Below are 16,599 nucleotides of genomic sequence, written 5' to 3'. Positions count from 1 at the left end.
CCTTTCCAACGATTAGAGGCAACCATGAAAGGCAAAAAAGCGAGCCTGTGGGTCTTGATAGGCGGGTTTCTGGTTCTGGGCGGCTGCGGCACCGTGACCACGGCGTTCCGTGAGGATGGCGACACGGTTCGAACGCTCAAGGCGAAAAAAACCTATTGTCAGTCTGTTCCGCGTATCTACAGCGGGGTGGTCTATGACCTCTGTGTACTGCATGGGCCGCCGAATTCCGCAAGCGGGATCGCGTTGAACGACGTGCCATGGGCTTTTATCGATGTGCCTCTCTCCGCTGTTCTGGATACGCTCATCTTGCCCTACACGATCTACCAGCAAAATGTCGATGGCAGCATTGAGCTTCGCTAGTCCCTCGCAGCTAACAGCTTCCTACCTCTTTTACGCTATAATCCCGCCCTTTAGCTGTTTCTCGCTCAGGCGGGAGGCACACTTTTTTCAGGCGTAACCCGCCTGCATGCAGACTAAAAGAGGCTAGACCCCAGTGGCATTGACGATTCTTGGCCTGTCCGGCGCCCTTAGCCATGATCCTTCCGCAGCCCTGTATATCGACGGCAAGCTGATCGCGGCCGCCGAAGAAGAGCGCTTCGTACGCGACAAACATGCAAAGAACCGCATGCCCTACGAATCGGCGAAGTTCTGCCTGGAACAAGCCGGCATCAAGCCTTCCGACGTTGACGTGGTGGCGATCCCGTTCGCCCCGATCAGCCTGTTCGGCGAGGCGCGCTGGCACTACGCCAAGCGTTACTGGTACGCCCCGGACCGCGCCCTTGACGCGATCCTGATGGGTAACCGTCGCTACAAGCGCTATCGCAATAAGATCGTCTGGTGCCTGGAGCAGTTGGGCTTCGATCCGAAGAAAATCAAGATCGAGCCGGTTGAACACCACCTGGCCCACGCTTCCAGCGCCTACCACTGCTCGGGTTTCCAGGAAAAAACCGCGATCCTGGGCATCGACGGTAAAGGTGAGTACGCCACCACGTTCTTTGGCTATGGCGAAAACGGCAAGATCCACAAGATCAAGGAATTCTACGACCCGGACTCCCTGGGCGGCCTGTATGGCGCGATCACCGAGTTCCTCGGTTTCGAGATGCTCGACGGCGAGTTCAAGGTCATGGGCATGGCGCCGTATGGCGACGCCAGCAAATACGATTTCTCGCGCCTGGCTTCGTTTGAAAACGGCGAGTTGGTGATCAACACTGACTACGCCAACGTCATCGGCCTGCGTCGTTATAAAGAGAAGGGCAAGGGTTTCTACTTCTCGCCAAAACTGATCGAGTGGCTGGGTCCAAAGCGCGAAGGCGACATCGCCGACGAGCCGTACATCCACTACGCAGCCAGCATGCAGGCGCTGTTCGAGAAGCTGGCCTTGCAGATGATCGACCACTACCTGGGCGACATCCTCAAGGACACCGGCAAGCTGGCGTTCGCCGGTGGTTGCGCGCTGAACGTCAAGTTGAACCAGAAGATCATTGCCCGCGATGACGTTAAAGAGCTGTTCGTGCAGCCGGCGTCCGGCGATGCCGGCACCGCGGTTGGCGCGGCGGCCTATGTGTCCCACGCCCGTGGCGTGCCGGTGGAGAAGATGGAACACGTCTATCTCGGCCCGTCCTACAGCAATGAAGACGTGATTGCCGCGTGCGCCAAACACGAAAGCAAGCCGGTGTGGCGCAAGATCGAAAACATGCCCAAGCGCATCGCCAAGATCATGGTCGACGGCAACCCGGTGGCCTGGTTCCAGGGCCGCATGGAGTTCGGCCCGCGTGCGTTGGGCGGTCGTTCGATCATCGGTTGCCCAAGCGCGACCGGCGTGGCCGACCGCATCAACCACCAGATCAAGTTCCGCGAGCGCTGGAGGCCTTTCTGCCCGTCGATGCTCGACACCGTGGCCCCACAGATGATCAAGGTCGATCACCCGGCGCCGTTCATGACCTTCACCTTTGAAGTGTCCGAAGAGTGGAAAACCCGCGTACCGGAAGTGGTCCATGAAGATGGCACCTCCCGCGCCCAGGTGCTCAAGCGCGAATACAACCCGCGTTACTACGACATGATGAAAGAGCTGGAAGTATTGACCGGCAACGGCGTGTCGCTGAACACCTCGCTCAACCGCCGTGGCGAAGCGATGATCTGCTCGCCAACCGACGCGCTGAACATGTTCTTCGGCTCCGACCTGCAGTACCTGATCATGGAAGACATCCTGGTCGTCAAAGACGGCGTGGACCCTTATGACTCGGTCGGCTGAGCGCCACGTCCTGCAGTTCTGCCACGGCTATGACGGGCCGTTTCTGGACTGCGCGCGGCAGTACGCCAGCCTGTTCGCAGGCACAGGCTACAAGGTGACCACGGTGTTTCTCACCGGGGTCGCCGACCCCGATGTGGCCGCCGGTTGCGCCTCTGATGAAGTGCTGTTCATGGAGTTCAGCTCCAAGGCCATTCGTGGCCTCAAGCTGGGCGCCATCCGTGAATTGCGCAAGATCGCCGCGTCGCGCAACTTCAGTTTCTGTATTGCCCACCGCTTCAAGCCGATCTACATCGCCTTGCTCGGTACGCGCCTGCCAGTGATCGGCGTACATCACGCTTTTGGTGATTATCAGCGCCGCAGCCGCAAGCTGTTTGCCTCGATGTTCAGCAAGCGCCTGAGCCTGCTCGGTGTATCTGACGCGGTGCGTGATGATATGCGCCGCTGCCTGCCGGCCTGGCCGGCGGCACGTATCCAGACCTTGTATAACCGCATCGATGTCCAGGCCATGCAAGCGTTGCAGGTGTCGGCCGATGAGGCGCGCGATGCCTTGGGGCTGTCGCCGGATGAGTGGGTGGTCGGCAACGTCGGCCGCCTGCACCCGGACAAGGACCAAGCCACCTTGCTCAAAGGCTTTGCCTTGGCCTTGCCGCATTTGCCGGCGCAGAGCCGGTTGGCGATCCTCGGCACCGGCCGCCTGGAGCAAGACCTTAAGTCTCTGGCGCGCGAACTGGGCATTGCCGAGCAGGTGCTGTTCCTCGGCCAGGTGCCGGATGCGCGCCGGTATTTCCGTGCATTCGACGTCTTTGCCCTGAGCTCCGACCATGAGCCGTTCGGCATGGTGCTGCTGGAGGCCATGGCCGCTGGCGTGCCGCTGCTCGCTACGTCTTGCGGCGGCGCCAAGGAAGTGGTTGAAGGCGTGGGCATCCTGTTTCCGTTCGGCGATGCCGAGCACTTGGGGCAGGGCCTTCGGCACTTGGCCGCGATGGATCGTCAGCAGCACCAGCAGTGCGCCGAGATGATGCTTGAGCGCCTGCACCAACGGTTTTCGGATCAGGCCGTGCGCGATACCTTCTGGCAGTTGCCTGCTGTCACCGAACTGACCGCGAGGGCTTGATGCTCAATCGATTCCAAGGCTTTCGCGAGCGCGGTTGGTCGGTCGTTGACGCGCCGACCTACAGCGACGCTTGGCAGCGTTTTGGCGGCAGTGTCGCCACCCATCCGCAGGTGGTCGAGCGTCTGGCCGGGCTGGCCGAAATTCCCGTGCGCTATTTGGCCTGGGAGCAAAGCGGTGAGCTTAAAGCGTGTATTGCGACCTGGGGGCGCGACCTGGCGTTGTCCAAAGACGTGCTCAAGCGCAATGGCAAAAAAGGCTTGTTCGACCTCGGCAACGCCGAGTTGATCCTGCCCGCCGCTGCCGATGCCCAGGCGCCGCTGCGCCATCGCGCGCGTTACCTGTCGGCCCTGAATGAAGGCCGCTTTGCCGGCATCAAACTCCAGGCCGAACAGTTGGCCATGGCGCGCACGCCTGAAGAACTGTCAAAAAAGTTTCGCTATAACCAGCGCCGTGAATTGCGCCTGCTGGAAGAGGCGGGCGGTGTGGTGCGGCCGGTGCAGGACTTCTCCAGCGCCGAGCTGGCGGCGATCTACTGCGACCTGTTCCAGCGCCGCTGGGGCTTCGCGGCCACCGGTGCCGCGCACATGGCGCAGGTGATCGAGCTGTTGCGTGAGTGGCTGATCGGTTCGGTGATTTTCCTCAACGATGCGCCGATTGCTGTGCAATTGGTGTATCGCGTTGAAGCGCCGCAGTGGGTCAGCGTAGAGTACATCAATGGCGGCGTAGACCCCGAAACCCGCGCGTTCAGCCCCGGCAGCGTGCTGAGCTTCCTCAATACGCAAAGTGCCTGGGAACAGGCGCGGGAAGTCGGCAAGCCGTTGCGCTTTTCGTTCGGCCGTGCGGACCGCGAGTACAAAGACCGTTGGTGCAACCCCGTGCCGGTGTTCACCGTATGAGTGCCTCGACCAGCCGCAAGCAGGCGTTGCTCAAGCGCCATCGCCGCAGTAAGCGCATCGGGCTGCTGGTCAGCCTGCTGGTACTGATTGCGGTGGGTGTGCTGGTGGCCTGGTGGTTGCCGCTGCTGTTGGCGGTGCTGGCCTGGGTGGCCCATGAAGCCTGGTTTGCCGACCATCTGTTTTACTCGCCCAAGGACGACTATCAGTATCAGTTTGCCGCCGATACCGAACAGCCCAAGGTGACGTTGGACAAGGGCCGGCTGGTGCTGGGCCAGACGCTGGAGCTGGCGGGTGATGAGACTTTGATCCTCGCACTGCGGCTCAAGAGCAACCTGCTGGGGCGGTTTATCGATCCCTATGTTGCGTTGCCGGGCGGCGACCGCCAAGTGTTCGAACGCGGCGTCAACGGCCTGCGCTACCTCAATCTCACGGGTCAGGCGCAAGCCTTGCTGGCTGGGCAGTTGCTGTTGCGTGGCCGGTTTTGCCAGGTACAGGCTGAGCCTGTGCTGTCGGTATTCCGCCAGCCGGATGTGCGTCAACAGCGGGTGATGGTGATTGCGCCGCATGCCGACGATGCCGAACTGGCCGCCTTTGGCCTGTACAGCCAGGCAGCACAGCCCTGGATCGTGACACTGACCGCCGGGGAGATCGAAGCCGAGCATTATCAGCACATGGGCCTGGGCAAGCCTGAAGCGGCGCGCCTCAAGGGCCGGCTGCGGGCCTGGGACAGTATCGCCGTGCCGCGCTGGGCGGGCGTGGCGCAAGAGCACTGCGTTCAGCTCGGGTATTTTTGCCTGCAGTTGGCGGCGATGAAGGCCGAGCCGGAACGTGCCATTGCGTCGCGGGAAGCCGAGTTGAGCGATATCCGCCTGTTTCGGCAGTTCAACCCGTTCGCGCTGCCCGCCGACGCCGATGGCCAGCCGACCTGGAACAACCTGCTGGCGGACCTGCGTGCCGTGCTGTTGATGGCACGTCCTGAGGTCATTGTGCTGCCGCATCCGGTGATCGATCCGCACCCTGACCATATCTGCGCTCAGCAAGCTGTATTGGAAGCCTTGCAGGGCCTGGAATGGCAGCCGACGACCTTGCTCGGTTACGCCAACCATCTGCATGACAACGACCGCTGGCCGATGGGGGATTCGGGCAATAGTGTCGCTTTGCCGCCATGCTTCGACTCCACTTACATTTTGCAACCATATTGCATGCCAGTATCGGAGGAGCGGCAGTGTGAAAAGGCCATGTCGCTGGGCATGATGCATGACTTGCAACCGCAGATGCCGTTCAAACGGCGGGTGCGGCGAGTCATACAGCGTCTGCTGGCGGGGAGGGCCGTCTCACCGTGGGGTGAGAACGAGTTTTTCCGCAAGGCCATTCGGCGTCATGAACTCTTTTGGTTCATCAAGCACAAGTAACGTTAAGCAACGTGGTGGCGCGCAGCGCGCCTCAGTACCAAATGACAGTGAGTCCCCCTTGAGCAATTCGTGCCCCCGCATCCTTTTCATTATTCCTTACTTTGGCCGCTGGCCATTCTGGATGCCGTTTTTTCTCGAAAGCTGCCGTCACAACGCGGACATCGACTGGTTGCTGTTCAGCGACTGCCCGATGCCGGCCAATGTGCCGGACAATGTCCGCATCGAAAGCATCACCTTTGGCGATTACTGCGCGCTGGTTTCCCAGCGGCTGTACATCAATTTTGCACCCCTGGCGCCGTACAAGCTGTGCGACATCAAGCCGGCGTTGGGGCATATCCACGCTGACCGCCTCACCGGTTACGATTTCTGGGCGTTTGGCGATCTGGACCTGATCTACGGCAACCTGCGCGAGTATTTCACCGCCGAGCGGTTGGCCAGCCATGACTTGTTTTCAACCCATGAACGACGAGTCGCCGGCCATTTGTGCCTGATGCGTAACACGCCCAGGAAGCGGCATGCGTTCATGCACATCAAGGATTGGGAAGCGCGTTTTACCGATCAGGCGCATCATGCGCTGGATGAAGGCGCATTCAGTCGAATTTTCCTGTGGCGCAAGAACTTCCCGAAGCCGTTGTTTGAGCTGGTCGGCAAGTTCAACCCATGGCGTCGGCGCAGTGAGTTCACCGAGGCGTTCAGTACGCCCGGTGGTGTGATCAAATGGCACGACGGCAGTGATCGCTTCCCGCATCAGTGGTTCTGGAACAAGGGTCGCCTGACTAACGACAGGGATGGTGAGCGGGAATTTCCGTATTTCCATTTTGTCTGCTGGAAGCGTAATCAGTGGCCGTTGCTACCGGAGCCTGACGCCGAATACGTCGAGACGCTGGCGGCTGAAACAACCTGGGTCGTTGATGCCACAGGTTTCCATCGAGGAGAGTTATGAGTCGGCGTTTCAAGGTCCTGCAACTGCAGCCTGACTACAATGTTAAATCCCATGACTTTGCCGACTTGGCCGAGCAGATCGTCAAGGCATTGCCCGCCGAGCGCTATGAGGTCACCGCCGCGTTCCTGCGTGGCAAGCCGGCGCCTGGGGAACCGGTCAGCCGGGCTGCCAAGTCGGTCTACTTCGAGTTTTCCGACAAGTCACTCAAAGGCTTGCGACTGCGCGCCATGTGGCAGTTGTATAAGTTCTGCCGCCGCGAACAGTTCGACGTGGTGGTGTGTAACCGCTTCAAGCCGGTCAACATGATGTTGCAGCTCAACCGTTGGTTGAAGATCCCGTTGTGCATCGGCATCTCCCACGGTTTTGGCGAGTATGACCGTCTCTACCGCCGCAAGCAGGCGCAGCGCTGGATCGACGCGCACTGGCGCTTTGTCGGCGTGTCGCCGGCGGTCAAGCAGTACCTGCTCGATTGCCAGTGCGGGTTTACCGACCAGAATACCTACGCGATTACCAACGCCATCGACATCGAGCAGGCCGAAGGCTTGCAGCATTCACGCACGCGTGCGCGCGAGTTGCTGGGCATTGACCCTTCGGTGCGGTTGATCGGCGCTTTGGGCCGGCTGGTGCCGGTCAAAGGTCACACCTATTTGTTGCAGGCGTTTGCGGCGCTGAAAGATAACTACCCGACCGCGCAGCTGGCCATCATTGGCGCCGGGCGCGAAGAGGCCAACCTGGCCGCGCAAATCCAGAGCCTTGGCCTGGATGGGCGTGTGCACCTGTTGGGCTTCAAGGAAAATGCCCTGCAATACGTGCGTGCCTTTGACATCTGGGCAATGCCTTCGCTCGCAGAAGGCCTGGGCCTGGCACTGCTGGAAGGCATGAGCGGCCGCCTGCCGGTGATTGCCTCCAGCGTACCGGCCATGCTGCCGTTGATCGAAGGCGCCGGTGGCCTGGCGGTTGAGCCGGCCAATGTGCCCCAGCTGACCGAGGCGCTGGACACTTACCTGGCGCTGTCCGACGAGGCACTCGCACAAAAAGGCGAGCAGGCCTACCAGTACCTTCAGGCGCAACACGACATTGAGGTATTCCGTCAGGAATACCTGGAGCTGATTGATTCAGGGTTGGCTCAAGCACGCGGGAAGAATGTATGAGCCAGAGTCAGCCTTTGGTCACGGTGATCATTGCGTCGTATAACCATGCGCCCTACATTGAGGAAAGTATCCTCAGTGTGTTGAACCAGACCTATCCCAACATCGAACTGCTGGTGGTGGACGATGGCTCGACAGACGACAGTGTCGAGCGCATCCGTCGCCTGCAGGAGCAACACAGGTTCGACTTTCGTGTGCAGCAGAACCAGGGGCTGACCAACACCCTCAATGGTGCGATTGCCCGGTCTCAGGGGCCGCTGATCGTGCCGTTCGGTTCGGACGACATCATGATGCCCGAGCGCATTGCGACCCAGGTGGCCTATATGGATGGCAAGCCTGAGGTTGGGATCTGTGCGGGCAATATCGAGCTGATCGACTCCCAGGGCGAGCTGTTCCCGGAGAAGCGCCAGCGCCGTGACGTGCCGTTTCGACGCCTGGATTTCGACGATATGTTCCTGGAGCGCAAACCTTACCCGCCAGCGCCTACGCTGATGATCCGGCGTGAAGCGCTGGAAAGGGTCGGTGGGTTTGACCCGCAGATTCGTCTGGAAGATTTGCTGATCGAATTGAAGATTACCCACGCCGGGTACTTTATTGATGGCTTGAACGTGGTGATGGCGCGCTACCGCAAGCACGCGACCAATTCGTACAAGAATCATCGATTCATGATCGATAACATCCTGCGCACCTACGCGTTGTTCAGTGATCACCCGCTGTACAACGAGGTGCGTTACAAGTTCCTCAGCTCCATGTTCCTCAAAACCTCCAACCGCAACCGTGCGTTGGCGCGAGAGCTGCTGGCGCAGATCCCGTTTCGGGCCTGGAACAAGAAGACGTGGCGCGGCTTGGGCCGCCTGTATTTTTCCCCGCTGGAAAAAGACTGATACCAAGATCAAGCAGCACACCTCCACTGGATGTGCCGCAATCTAAATGTGGGAGCTGGCTTGCCTGCGATGGCGGGTTGTTGGTGTACATATCCGTTGCTGCGGTAACGGCTTCTATTGGTTCCGCTCTTACAGCGGGTCACTTTTGTAAAGACCGGAATGCCGGCCCAGACAAAAGTAACCAAAAAGTCTTCGCCCCAACACTCGGTGCCTCGCTATGGCTCGGCATGCCCGCAATCCGCCAGTGATTTGGGGGGGCGATTTCAGATCAAGATCAAGATCAAAAGCGCAGATCAAAAGACCGCTGACTTCGTCATCGAAAAGGATGTAAGGGCCAGAGCAACAGCAGAGCCATACTCGGTCAAAGGTGGGAGCTGGCTTGCCTGCGATAGCATCACCTCGGTGCATCAGAAGTACCGAGGTGTCTGCATCGCAGGCAAGCCAGCTCCCACATCAGGCCGCCGGGCGGGCGAGTGTCAGTACCTGCTCGCGGATTTTCTGCGTGGCGTGCGGCGAAGCCACCGAGGCATAGCCCTTGGCCAATTGCTCGAAGTGAGCTTCGAACAACCAATTGCGATCCTGCGAATAGCGTTGCATATGCTTGAGGTTGCGCTGGCGCAGCGTGTTGCGCAGCGCTGACGGATAGACGCGCATATCCGCCACGTCGATCAGGCCGAACTCGCCGTCTTCCAACAGAAGCACATTGCCCAGGTGCAGGGAGCGGAAGTAGACACCGCGTTCGTGCAGTTGGGCCATAAACCGCCCAAACCGTTCGATCAGCGATTCGCGCAGGCTGCTGTCCAGGCTTTGCAAGGCCTGGCGCAACGTCAGGCCCGGCAGTGGCTGGTAACGCACGGCGGTGCTGCCGTCGCGCAGGCTGTACAGGTCGAGGATCGGCGGTGCTGTAATGCCCAGTGCCTGGAGCTGTTCGCTGTTGCAGGCAAACCGTTCCGAGTACGGGTTGAATGTGCCCGAGGTGTACCAGCGTCGAGCCCTGAACAGCTTAAGGAAGCTGCCATTGCCCAGGCGCAGGACTTTAGGCCCCAGGCCATCTTCCTCGACGATATGCGCGCCTTCGCACAGGGCTTTGAACACCTGTGGCTTGGGCGTGCTCACCACAATGCGCAGCAGGCTGTGGCGACGCTTGGCGATGCTCAGGCCGGCGATCAGTGCGAGGGGGATCCATAGCAGGAACCAGTGCTCCTTGGGCCGCGACAAGATGCCACCGCCTTCGGTAAGCCCCGCGCCGATGCCGTAGGCCAGCAGCGAGGAAGTCAGGATAAACAGCGGCTGCGCGCGCTCCTTGAGCCCTGCGTACAGCCCGCGGCCAAGCATGAAGATCCACGGGATAAAGCCGATGATGCCGACGTAATAAAGCACGCCCAAGGCAAAGCTGTGGGGTTCGCGCAGTGGTTCAAAATCGTAGTTGGCAGGTTTTACATACAGTTCGGAGTCGTAGCTGTGGCCAAGCCATGGATGATCGGCGATGCGGTCGAGGATGATTTGCCAGATTTCGAAGCGGAATGAGCTGCCGCGCTCGGTGATCTGTTGCGGGTAAAACAGCAGCAAGCCGGCGGCCGCCAGCACCAGGGCGGCAACCATCAGCGCCGAGCGCCGATTGCGGCTGAGCAGGCCCATCCAGAGGACTGCTATCACCAGTGCAACCAATGGCGTCCTGGAACCGGTGGCCAGAATTGCCAGGGTCATGACCGCCAGGGCGGGTGCGCTGAGCCACAGTACCCGTAGCCGTTTGGTGGTGACGCAGAGGTACAGCCAATACACGCAGAAAAAGCCGAACAGGTGGGAACTGAGCAGCGGGTTGTCCAAGGCGCCAAGGCCGCCAATCATGCGCATGCTCGGCTCGAAGCCTTTGACGAATGCCACCAGGTTTAACAGCGTCACCACCAGCGCAATCACGGCGGCGCTGAAGAAGATCGGCTTGAACAGGTCATTGCGGTAATGCAGCAGCAGCCCGCAGCCGGCAAACAACATGAACGTCTGCAACGGGATCTTGAACAGGTTGGAGTCGCCGGTGGGTTCCGGGCTCCACAGCACCGTGATCATTGCCCATGCGCAAAATGCTGTGAAGGCAAGCACCAGCGGCTCGCGCAGTAACTCTTTGAGTTCACGTGGGCGCAGGCACAGCAGGAGCAAGGCCGGCAGGGCAAAGAAAATATAGAAGCCGCGGTGCATGACATTGCGATTGTTGACGAAAAACAGCGAACTCAGAAGCAACAATAAGCCAATGGGCAAAATCCAGAGGACCAGGAAGTCGAAAACGCGATTTGTGCCATAGGTAAGGCGCTTGGAGTGCATACAGTAAAGCCGTTCCAGAATAGAGAAAGCCGACCATGTTAAGGCAGTGGCTATATAATGTCGCCCGTTGGATCCAGCCGGGCCGCGGGTCAAGCCGGGTGCAAGTACAACAGAGAAGCTGTGCTAAAGTCAGCCTCCTTTTTCAAAACGCCGCGTGATATGACCGACTCTAGTCCGAGCGCAAGCCCTTCGAGCTTGAAAATATACTTCCGCCTGCTCATGTACGTTAAGCCTTACGCCGGCTTGTTCGCGTTGAGTATTGTCGGATTTCTGATTTTCGCGTCGACCCAGCCTATGCTGGGGTACATCCTCAAGTACTTTGTCGACGGCCTATCCAATCCTGACGCCGTGCTGTTTCCCAGCGTCCCATTCCTGCGTGACATGAAATTGTTGCAAGCCGTGCCGTTGCTGATCATTTTGATCGCCGCCTGGCAGGGCCTGGGTTCGTTCCTGGGCAACTACTTGCTGGCCAAGGTTTCCCTGGGCCTGGTTCACGACTTGCGTGTGCAGCTGTTCAACAACCTGCTGACGCTGCCCAACCGTTATTTCGACAACCACAACTCCGGGCACCTGATTTCGCGCATCACCTTCAACGTGACCATGGTTACGGGGGCGGCCACCGATGCCATCAAGGTGGTGATTCGCGAAGGCATGACGGTGATCTTCCTGTTTGCCTCGCTGCTGTTCATGAACTGGCGCCTGACGCTGGTGATGATCGCCATCCTGCCGTTGATTGCAGTGATGGTCAGCACGGCCAGCAAGAAATTCCGCAAGCAGAGCAAGAAGATCCAGGTGGCCATGGGCGATGTGACCCACGTGGCTTCGGAAACCATCCAGGGCTATCGCGTGGTGCGCAGCTTCGGCGGTGAAGTCTACGAGGAGAAACGCTTCTTCAAGGCCAGCCAGGGCAACACCGACAAGCAACTGCGCATGACCCGCACCGGGGCCATCTACACCCCGTTGCTGCAGTTGGTGATCTATACCGCCATGGCGGTGCTGATGTTCCTGGTGCTCTACCTTCGCGGTGACGCGTCGGCCGGTGACATGGTGGCTTACATCACGTTGGCCGGGCTGTTGCCCAAGCCGATCCGCCAACTGTCGGAAGTCAGCTCGACCATCCAGAAAGGCGTGGCCGGTGCTGAAAGCATTTTCGAACAGTTGGACGAAGAGCAGGAAGTCGACCGCGGCAGCGTCGAGCGCGACAAGGTCAGTGGCCGCCTGGAAGTGCGCAACCTGAACTTCACCTACCCAGGCACCGAGCGCCATGTGCTCAAGGACATCACCTTCACCGCGGAGCCCGGGCAGATGATCGCCCTGGTCGGCCGTTCCGGCAGCGGCAAGTCCACACTGGCCAGCCTGATCCCGCGTTTCTACCACCACGAAAGCGGCGAAATCCTGCTCGACGGCGTAGAGGTCGAAGACTACAAGCTGCTTAACCTGCGCAAGCATATTGCCCAGGTGACCCAGCATGTCACGCTGTTCAGCGACACCGTGACCAACAACATCGCCTACGGCGACCTGGCCGGCGCGCCACGGGCCGACGTTGAAGCGGCGGCGGCGGATGCTTACGCCAAGGATTTCATCGACCAGTTGCCGAAAGGCTTCGATACCCAGGTGGGCGAGAACGGCGTGTTGCTGTCCGGCGGCCAACGCCAGCGCCTGGCCATTGCCCGGGCCCTGCTGAAGAACGCGCCACTGCTGATTCTCGACGAGGCCACCTCGGCGCTCGACACCGAATCCGAGCGCCACATTCAGGCGGCCCTGGACAAGGTCATGCAGGGTCGCACGACCCTGGTAATTGCCCACCGCCTGTCCACCATCGAGAAGGCCGACCTGATCCTGGTGATGGACGACGGTCGGATCGTCGAGCGCGGCAGCCACGCCGAGCTGCTGGCCCAGAACGGCTACTACGCCCGCCTGCATGCCATGGGCCTGGATGCCCCGGTGCCGGCCGATATCACCTAAACCTTGTGGGAGCGGGCTTGCCCGCGATAGCGCAGTGTCAGTCACCGAATGTTTCGACTGATTCACCGCCATCGCGGGCAAGCCCGCTCCCACATGTGTTCCTCGGTGGATTCAATGGCAGGCCCGTCGCACTATCTTCTGTGCACACCCTCCACAAGCCTCCCATAACCCTGTGCTAATATCGCGCCCCTGTTCATTTTGTATGTGGGTTGCTCCATGAAGTTGTCCATGCCGCGATTCGATCAAGCCCCTGTCTTGGTGGTCGGCGATGTCATGCTCGACCGTTACTGGCATGGCGGTACCTCACGGATTTCCCCTGAGGCACCGGTACCGGTAGTCAAGGTCGAGCAAATCGAAGACCGTCCAGGTGGCGCTGCCAACGTTGCCCTCAATATTGCCGCCCTCGGCGCCCCGGCCTCCCTGGTGGGTGTGACCGGCGACGACGAAGCCGCCGACAGCCTGGCCAACAGCCTGCGCGGTGCCGGTGTGCGCGCGCTGTTCCAGCGCATTGCCCATCAGCCGACCATCGTCAAGCTGCGGGTCATGAGCCGTCACCAGCAATTGCTGCGTATCGATTTCGAAGAACCCTTCGCCACCGACGCCCTGGCCCTCAGCGGCCAGGTCGACGCGCTGCTCGAAGGTATCAAGGTGCTGGTGTTGTCCGACTACGGCAAAGGCGCCTTGAAAAACCACCAGATGCTGATCCAGGCCGCCAAGGCCCGCGGCATTCCGGTATTGGCCGATCCCAAGGGCAAGGACTTTTCGATTTATCGGGGCGCCAGCCTGATCACACCAAACCTCAGTGAGTTCGAAGCCATTGTCGGCGGTTGCGCCGATGAGCATGAGCTGGTGACCAAAGGCGCGGCGTTGATGGCCGATCTCGACTTGGGCGCCTTGCTGGTGACCCGTGGCGAGCACGGCATGACCCTGCTGCGCCCGGACCACCCGGCGATGCACCTGCCGGCCCGTGCCCGTGAAGTGTTCGACGTCACCGGTGCCGGTGACACCGTCATCTCCACCCTGGCCGCCTCGATTGCGGCGGGTGAAGAACTGCCCCACGCCGTGGCCCTGGCCAATCTGGCGGCGGGTATTGTGGTGGGCAAACTGGGTACCGCGGCTATCAGCGCACCCGAGCTGCGCCGGGCGATCCAGCGTTCCGAAGGCTCGGAGCGCGGCGTGCTGGGCATCGAGCAATTGCTGCTGGCCATCGACGACGCCCGTGCCCACAAAGAAAGCATTGTGTTCACCAACGGTTGCTTCGACATCCTGCATGCTGGCCACGTAACTTATCTGGAACAGGCGCGCGCCCAAGGCGATCGCCTGATCGTCGCGGTCAACGACGATGCCTCCGTCAGCCGCTTGAAGGGGCCTGGCCGTCCGATCAACAGTGTTGACCGGCGTATGGCCGTATTGGCCGGTCTCGGCGCAGTCGACTGGGTGATCAGCTTCTCTGAAGGCACCCCGGAAAACCTGCTGGCCCAGGTCAAGCCGGACGTGTTGGTCAAGGGTGGCGACTACTCCGTCGATCAAGTCGTAGGCGCCGATATCGTCAGCGCTTACGGTGGTACGGTCAAAGTGCTGGGGTTGGTTGAGAACAGCTCGACCACGGCCATTGTCGAGAAGATCCGCAACAATGAGTAATGCTGAAAAGTGGGTGTTGATCACCGGAGGTGCCGGCTTTATCGGCTCGCACCTGGTCGATGCGCTACTTGCCAAAGGCTATGCCGTGCGGGTGCTGGATGACTTGTCCACCGGCAAACGCAGCAATTTGCCGCTGGATAACCCGCGCGTACAACTGATTGAAGGCAATGTCGCCAATGCCGAGCTGGTGGCGCAAGCCGCCGTCGGCGCCACCGCCGTCGTGCACCTGGCTGCTGTGGCTTCAGTGCAGGCCTCGGTGGATGATCCGGTGAGCACGCACCAGAGCAATTTCGTCGGCACCCTGAATGTCTGCGAAGCCATGCGCAAGGCTGGCGTGAAGCGCGTGGTGTTTGCCTCCAGCGCGGCGGTGTATGGCAACAACGGCGAGGGTGCTTCGATTGACGAAGACACCACCAAGGCGCCGCTGACGCCTTACGCGTCGGACAAGTTGGCGGGTGAGCACTACTTTGATTTCTATCGCCGCCAGCATGGCCTGGAACCGGTGATTTTCCGTTTCTTCAACATTTTCGGGCCACGCCAGGACCCGTCATCGCCGTATTCCGGCGTGATCAGTATCTTCAGCGAGCGTGTGCAGCAGGGTGTGCCGATCAGCGTGTTTGGCGACGGCGAGCAAACCCGGGATTTCATGTACGTGGAAGACCTGGTGGATGTGCTGGTCCAGGCCATCGAAGCGCCCGAAGCGCCACTGGGTGCGATCAACGTGGGATGGAACCGCACGACCACGCTCAAGCAGGTGCTTCAGGCGTTGGAAGAGGTGGTGGGGCAGTTGCCGGTGATCACTTACGGGCCGGCGCGCTCGGGTGATATCCGCCATTCGCGGGCGAATAACCAGCGCCTGTTGGCGAGCTTTACGCTGCCGGAGCCGACGCCGCTGAAGGTCGGCCTGGAGCGCTTGCTTAACGGCTGACCTCGGTCATCTGTGGGCGCTGGCTTGTGTGGGAGCTGGCTTGCCTGCGATGCAGGCAACTCGGTACATCAGGCAAACCCAGTTGATGCCATCGCAGGCAAGCCAGCTCCCACACAAGCCAGCTCCCACATTGGATTTGCGTCAGCCTTTGGCCTTTTTCTTCGGCACGATCTTGCGCAGCACCCGTTGCGCCAATCGCTTCAACTTCGACTCCTTCTCAGGCTCCGCCAGGCCTTGTTGGCGCAGCCAATCCTTCCAGCGAATGCGCTCATCGCGCACCAGCCAGCCTTCCTGCTGAGCGAAGCTTTCCGCCAGGTACAAGCCGCGTGTGCTGGCCGGGTATAGCTGGTCTTTCTTGACGGTGTACAACTCTGCCAGCGGCTGGCCGTCCTTCAACGGCATCAGGTACAGGTCGGGCCGCTGACGGTCCAGGCGTGCCACCAACTGGTCGCCTTCGAGGCGCTCATCCACATGGAACAGGCTCAAGGACTTGGCTTCCTTGGGGACTTCAAGGCGCAAGTCATAAATCAATTGCAGCGACGCCGTCGGCAGATGCACATACGCTCGTGGGCGCTCGATCAGTTGCATGGTGGCGCAGCGCACCGGGCGAGCGGCGCCGGACAGCGGGCTCAAGCGAAACGGCAGGGCTTCACGGTAATGCAGCGCGGCGGAGTAGGGCGCGGGCAGCCAGGTGTCATTGAAGCGCCCGCCCAGCCAGCCTTCGGGCGTCTCCAGCAGGCATTCTTCGGCAATCTCCTGGATGGCGGTGTGCAGCGGCAGGTTCAGTTCGTGGGCGGGTACGTAGCCGGAGATCAGCTTGAGCACCACGTCGCCACGGTCCTGGCGGCGCTGGCGCACCAGTACCCAGTAATCCTTGTTCTGCCAATGCAGGGTCAGGCGCACCGATACGCCGAGGTTGGCCAGTTCCAGGGCGAAACGTTCAGGGTTTGCCACCTCCACCGGCTTGCGCCGTTGCAGGGTCTGGGCGAAGTTGAGCGGCATGCCCACGCTCTGGTAACTCAGGCCTTCGGGGGTGGCTTCGACGTGCAGCGGCAGTGTCTTGAAGTTGCTGGGGTTCTTTCTAATCAGCGTTCGCGGCAT

The 16,599-nt window shown here is 60.5% G+C and carries 13 protein-coding genes; 11 read left to right on the top strand and 2 right to left on the bottom strand.

The features are described from left to right. Positions 1-24 precede the first annotated feature (24 nt). The 8 genes from ACQY47_RS12290 (at position 25) to ACQY47_RS12255 (ending at position 8,648) form a co-directional block, all read left to right on the top strand. Positions 25-360: a YceK/YidQ family lipoprotein gene (locus ACQY47_RS12290; RefSeq protein ID WP_099548079.1), complete on the top strand. Its 336-nt coding sequence runs from the start codon at positions 25-27 to the stop codon at positions 358-360. Positions 361-493: 133 nt separating this feature from the next. After that, positions 494-2,251 carry a carbamoyltransferase family protein gene (locus ACQY47_RS12285; RefSeq protein ID WP_017138507.1) on the top strand — a complete coding sequence of 586 codons (1,758 nt, stop codon included), beginning with the start codon at positions 494-496 and terminating at the stop codon, positions 2,249-2,251. Further along, positions 2,235-3,365 (top strand): glycosyltransferase, encoded by a 1,131-nt coding sequence (locus ACQY47_RS12280; RefSeq protein ID WP_428557165.1) that lies wholly within the window; start codon positions 2,235-2,237, stop codon positions 3,363-3,365. Before ACQY47_RS12285 ends, ACQY47_RS12280 begins: the two co-directional genes overlap by 17 nt. After that, complete coding sequence (locus ACQY47_RS12275; RefSeq protein WP_017138505.1) at positions 3,365-4,261, top strand: antimicrobial resistance protein Mig-14; 897 nt, start codon at positions 3,365-3,367, stop codon at positions 4,259-4,261. Before ACQY47_RS12280 ends, ACQY47_RS12275 begins: the two co-directional genes overlap by 1 nt. Continuing rightward, positions 4,258-5,673, top strand: a complete 1,416-nt coding sequence (locus ACQY47_RS12270; RefSeq protein ID WP_428557164.1) for a PIG-L family deacetylase — start codon at positions 4,258-4,260, stop codon at positions 5,671-5,673. Before ACQY47_RS12275 ends, ACQY47_RS12270 begins: the two co-directional genes overlap by 4 nt. A gap of 58 nt (positions 5,674-5,731) precedes the next feature. Next, positions 5,732-6,616: a DUF6625 family protein gene (locus tag ACQY47_RS12265; RefSeq protein ID WP_428557163.1), complete on the top strand. Its 885-nt coding sequence runs from the start codon at positions 5,732-5,734 to the stop codon at positions 6,614-6,616. Next, complete coding sequence (locus ACQY47_RS12260) at positions 6,613-7,767, top strand: glycosyltransferase family 4 protein (RefSeq protein ID WP_138450531.1); 1,155 nt, start codon at positions 6,613-6,615, stop codon at positions 7,765-7,767. Before ACQY47_RS12265 ends, ACQY47_RS12260 begins: the two co-directional genes overlap by 4 nt. Next, positions 7,764-8,648: a glycosyltransferase gene (locus ACQY47_RS12255; RefSeq protein WP_177034882.1), complete on the top strand. Its 885-nt coding sequence runs from the start codon at positions 7,764-7,766 to the stop codon at positions 8,646-8,648. The genes ACQY47_RS12260 and ACQY47_RS12255 overlap by 4 nt, the downstream gene beginning before the upstream one ends. 453 nt (positions 8,649-9,101) lie before the next feature. Here the strand turns inward: ACQY47_RS12255 and ACQY47_RS12250 are convergent, their stop codons facing one another. Further along, positions 9,102-10,964, bottom strand: coding sequence for a bifunctional O-antigen ligase/aminoglycoside phosphotransferase family protein (locus ACQY47_RS12250; protein WP_138450528.1), 1,863 nt, complete (start codon positions 10,962-10,964; stop codon positions 9,102-9,104). A 159-nt stretch (positions 10,965-11,123) separates the two neighbouring features. Between ACQY47_RS12250 and msbA the strand changes: the two genes are divergently transcribed. The 3 genes from msbA to ACQY47_RS12235 all read left to right on the top strand — a co-directional run bounded on the left by msbA (position 11,124) and on the right by ACQY47_RS12235 (position 15,498). Then, on the top strand, positions 11,124-12,929 hold the full coding sequence (msbA, locus tag ACQY47_RS12245) for a lipid A export permease/ATP-binding protein MsbA (RefSeq protein ID WP_017138499.1): 1,806 nt from the start codon (positions 11,124-11,126) through the stop codon (positions 12,927-12,929). A gap of 216 nt (positions 12,930-13,145) precedes the next feature. Beyond that, the gene (hldE, locus tag ACQY47_RS12240; RefSeq protein WP_017138498.1) at positions 13,146-14,570 is read left to right on the top strand and encodes a bifunctional D-glycero-beta-D-manno-heptose-7-phosphate kinase/D-glycero-beta-D-manno-heptose 1-phosphate adenylyltransferase HldE; all 1,425 of its coding nucleotides are present in this window, start codon (positions 13,146-13,148) and stop codon (positions 14,568-14,570) included. Continuing rightward, positions 14,563-15,498, top strand: a complete 936-nt coding sequence (locus ACQY47_RS12235) for an NAD-dependent epimerase/dehydratase family protein (RefSeq protein WP_017138497.1) — start codon at positions 14,563-14,565, stop codon at positions 15,496-15,498. The genes hldE and ACQY47_RS12235 overlap by 8 nt, the downstream gene beginning before the upstream one ends. Positions 15,499-15,639: 141 nt before the next feature. Here ACQY47_RS12235 and ACQY47_RS12230 read toward each other — a convergent pair whose 3' ends face one another. Further along, positions 15,640-16,599, bottom strand: a complete 960-nt coding sequence (locus ACQY47_RS12230) for a hypothetical protein (RefSeq protein WP_017138496.1) — start codon at positions 16,597-16,599, stop codon at positions 15,640-15,642.

This window comes from Pseudomonas edaphica (assembly GCF_965277385.1).
GTDB lineage: Bacteria > Pseudomonadota > Gammaproteobacteria > Pseudomonadales > Pseudomonadaceae > Aquipseudomonas > Aquipseudomonas edaphica.
This window is presented reverse-complemented; position numbering and strand designations above follow the sequence as displayed.

Bases quoted from the DNA above. Each gene is read 5' to 3' on its own strand.
- ACQY47_RS12290 (WP_099548079.1), top strand. From the start codon at position 25: ATGAAAGGCAAAAAAGCGAGCCTGTGGGTCTTGATAGGCGGGTTTCTG.
- ACQY47_RS12280 (WP_428557165.1), top strand. From the start codon at position 2,235: ATGACTCGGTCGGCTGAGCGCCACGTCCTGCAGTTCTGCCACGGCTAT.
- ACQY47_RS12275 (WP_017138505.1), top strand. From the start codon at position 3,365: ATGCTCAATCGATTCCAAGGCTTTCGCGAGCGCGGTTGGTCGGTCGTT.
- ACQY47_RS12270 (WP_428557164.1), top strand. From the start codon at position 4,258: ATGAGTGCCTCGACCAGCCGCAAGCAGGCGTTGCTCAAGCGCCATCGC.
- ACQY47_RS12260 (WP_138450531.1), top strand. From the start codon at position 6,613: ATGAGTCGGCGTTTCAAGGTCCTGCAACTGCAGCCTGACTACAATGTT.
- ACQY47_RS12255 (WP_177034882.1), top strand. From the start codon at position 7,764: ATGAGCCAGAGTCAGCCTTTGGTCACGGTGATCATTGCGTCGTATAAC.
- ACQY47_RS12250 (WP_138450528.1), bottom strand. From the start codon at position 10,964: ATGCACTCCAAGCGCCTTACCTATGGCACAAATCGCGTTTTCGACTTC.
- msbA (WP_017138499.1), top strand. From the start codon at position 11,124: ATGACCGACTCTAGTCCGAGCGCAAGCCCTTCGAGCTTGAAAATATAC.
- hldE (WP_017138498.1), top strand. From the start codon at position 13,146: ATGAAGTTGTCCATGCCGCGATTCGATCAAGCCCCTGTCTTGGTGGTC.
- ACQY47_RS12235 (WP_017138497.1), top strand. From the start codon at position 14,563: ATGAGTAATGCTGAAAAGTGGGTGTTGATCACCGGAGGTGCCGGCTTT.
- ACQY47_RS12230 (WP_017138496.1), bottom strand. From the start codon at position 16,599: ATGCCGCGAACGCTGATTAGAAAGAACCCCAGCAACTTCAAGACACTG.